At 58.7% G+C, this 2499-nt stretch carries 3 protein-coding genes; all 3 read right to left on the reverse strand.

The features are described 5' to 3' along the window. Nucleotides 1-26: 26 nt before the first annotated feature. A complete protein-coding gene (gene tnpC, locus ACOYQJ_RS26125) occupies nt 27-1625 on the reverse strand; it encodes an IS66 family transposase (RefSeq protein WP_422908804.1) in 1599 nt (532 codons plus the stop codon). 62 nt (nt 1626-1687) lie between these two features. After that, entirely contained in the window at nt 1688-2035 is a 348-nt protein-coding gene (tnpB, locus tag ACOYQJ_RS26130) for an IS66 family insertion sequence element accessory protein TnpB (RefSeq protein WP_316247510.1), read from the reverse strand. Next, nucleotides 2032-2400 (reverse strand): IS66-like element accessory protein TnpA, encoded by a 369-nt coding sequence (tnpA, locus tag ACOYQJ_RS26135; RefSeq protein WP_422908805.1) that lies wholly within the window; start codon nt 2398-2400, stop codon nt 2032-2034. The genes tnpB and tnpA overlap by 4 nt, the downstream gene beginning before the upstream one ends. Between the last annotated feature and the right edge of the window lie 99 nt (nt 2401-2499).

Genomic DNA, 2499 nt, shown 5'->3' on the forward strand with positions numbered 1-2499 from the left:
CGTAACCGCCCGATTGATACCGCGGTTTAAGCGGGTGCCCAGTTCCAGGGGAGCAGTTCATCAATCCTGTTGATCTTGTGATCGTGTATGCGGTCGAGAACGTCGGCGAGGTAGGCTTGTGGATCAATGACGTTCAGCTTGGCGGTTTCGATGACTGTCATGGCACGTGCCAAGGTTTCCGCCCCGGTGTCAGCACCCGCAAAGAGCCAGTTTTTCCGTCCAATACCAATTGGGCGCATCGCTCGCTCGGCGGCGTTGTTGTCGATGGCCACGCGGCCATCTGTTAGGAACAGGCAAAACGATGGCCACCTGCTCAGGCCGTAGCGGAACGCTTTCGCCAGATCGCTCTTGCCTGGGATGCGCGTCAGCTGGTGCTCGGCCCAGAGTTTGAAGGCATCAACCTTTGGCTTGCTCGACTTTTGACGTGCTGCAAGGCGCGTATCTGCTGGTTGGCCTGCAATTTCGCGCTCGATGTCGTAGAGTTTCCCGATCCTGTCGAGAGCCTCGCGAGCGATCTGCGACTTGTCTGACGCCCAGACATCATGGAAGTCACGCCGCAAGTGCGCCCAACAGGCGGCTTCGCGGAACTGGGCTTTACCGTTGGGGGTTTTCTCATAGAGTGCATTGAACCCAGCATAGGCGTCTGCTTGCAGGATGCCGCTGCTGTTTTGCAGGTGCTGGCGCACATGTTCGCCTTTGCGATCTGGAGCAAAGTAATAAACTGCCCCAGGTGGGGCGCTGCCCGCCCATGGTCGCTGATCCCGGACATAGGCCCATATCCGGCCCTGCTTTACGCCTTTACCCAACCCCTTGTCGCGCCGTCCCCGGTCCAGAACGCGGATAGGGGTATCATCCGTGTGCAGCAGATCGCTCGCCATGACATGCGCCTCGATCCGCTCAATGATGGGCTGGAGAACCTGCATCGACCGGCCGCACCAATCGACCAATGTACTGTCAGGGATGTCAGCGCCCATGCGGGCGAAGATTTCGTTCTGTCGGTAAAGCGGAAGGTGATCGTCAAATTTCGAGACCAGCACATGCGCCAGTAGATTGGGTCCCGCCATGCTGCCCGGGATCGGGCGGCTGGGTGCGGGCACCTGCACCATCTTTTCACAGCGGCGGCAGGATTTCTTGATGCGGGCGATCTCAATCACTTTGAGCTGCGCTGTGATCATGTCGAGCAATTCGCTGACATCCTCACCAACGATCCGCAGATCACCGCCGCAATCGGGGCACGCGGCACCGGGATCAAGCTCGCGGCGTTCACGCGGGGTCGTGGCCGAGACACGCGGGCGACGGCGGGGTTTGTTCTCAACCGGCTCGGATGTAGCAGAAGACGGTGCGTCAGCCTCGTCTCCATCAAGCGGTGCGTCTTCCGCCTCGGCGACCGCAACCAGCAGGTCTTCCAGTGCCAATTCAAGCTGTTCAATCTCACGCTCGATCTTTTCCGAACTTGCCCCAAATGCTTGCTTCTGCAACTTCGCGATCCGCAACCGCAAGGCCTGCACCAGTTGATCATGCGCCTGCAGCGTTGCCGATATCTTGGCATTCTCGGCCTGCAAAGTCGCAATCATCGCCTTCAAAAGGGCGGGGTCATCGGGCAGGTCTGAGGTGTCCATTGGCATGGCGCAAACTACCAAGATCTACATGAATTCACCATATAAATAAGCAATATCAGATAGATAAATCACCCAACGCGGGCCGGTGGCGCGCCCCAATCTGGCCTGCGCCAATCAATGCCTTCCCACAGCATCGCCAGCTGCGCTGAGGTCAATCGCGCCGCACCATCCTGAGCACTTGGCCATGGAAACCGCCCCCGCTCCAAAACCTTGTAGTAAAGGCAAAAACCTTGGCCGTCCCAATACAGCAGCTTCAGCCGGTCACCCCGCCGCCCGCGGAAGGCAAATACTGCACCGCTGGCAGGCTTTTGACGCAACACGTCCTGCGCCAGCGTTGAAAGGCCCGCGATGCCCTTCCTCATATCCGTCACCCCACAGGCCAGATAAACTCGAACCCCAGTTCCCGGACCGATCACGCCGCTTCCACCGCCCGGATCAATCGCGTCAGCGCGGCGGCTTCCACGCCAGTATCAAATCGCAAGCAACGTCCATTGCTCAAGGAAAGCTCCACGGCAGACAACGGTGTGGGCTCCGGGGCTGATGACACCACGTCAGTAACATGGAAATCAATTGGCAGAAAAACTGCGCCCTCGCCGGTGGGCCAAAGCCCCTTCTTCTTAAGCTCATGCCGCCATCTGTAAATCTGCTGGCGCGTCACATCGTACCTATGCGCAACATGCGTCACCGTCGCCCCGTCAACTCCAACGGATGAAACAATCGCCAGCTTGTCATCATCATTCCAGCGCCGCCGCCGCTCAACACCTAAAACCTCACCGCGCATGACACCCTCCGCATAAGACACGTCACTAACGACGTCGCTATGCACGTGTCTTAATGGATCACACCAAAATCAGGCAGGCGGTGCCAATCGGGCGGTTAC

Source organism: Pacificoceanicola algae (assembly GCF_049341065.1).
In the GTDB taxonomy this organism is placed as follows: domain Bacteria; phylum Pseudomonadota; class Alphaproteobacteria; order Rhodobacterales; family Rhodobacteraceae; genus Pacificoceanicola.

What these genes read in the sequence shown, in the direction of transcription:
- tnpC (WP_422908804.1), bottom strand. Translation starts at nt 1,625, where the DNA reads ATGCCAATGGACACCTCAGACCTGCCCGATGACCCCGCCCTTTTGAAG.
- tnpA (WP_422908805.1), bottom strand. Translation starts at nt 2,400, where the DNA reads ATGCGCGGTGAGGTTTTAGGTGTTGAGCGGCGGCGGCGCTGGAATGAT.